Raw genomic sequence first — 328 nt, forward strand, 5'->3', positions numbered from 1 at the left:
ATTCCATATCATCTCTACGAGATGTTCCGAATATATCCTTAGAAAGGAGGTGATCCAGCCGCACCTTCCGATACGGCTACCTTGTTACGACTTCACCCCAATCATTTGTCCCACCTTCGACGGCTAGCTCCAAATGGTTACTCCACCGGCTTCGGGTGTTACAAACTCTCGTGGTGTGACGGGCGGTGTGTACAAGACCCGGGAACGTATTCACCGTAGCATGCTGATCTACGATTACTAGCGATTCCAGCTTCATGTAGTCGAGTTGCAGACTACAATCCGAACTGAGAACAACTTTATGGGATTTGCTTGACCTCGCGGTTTCGCT

1 rRNA gene is annotated in these 328 nt (G+C 49.4%); it reads right to left on the reverse strand.

What is annotated here, in order from left to right:
- Positions 1 to 42: 42 nt before the first annotated feature.
- Positions 43 to 328 (reverse strand): 16S ribosomal RNA (locus tag PNO30_RS02805); the annotation flags it as partial.

Source organism: Gemella haemolysans, assembly GCF_028308085.1.
Taxonomy (GTDB): Bacteria; Bacillota; Bacilli; order Staphylococcales; family Gemellaceae; genus Gemella; species Gemella haemolysans_D.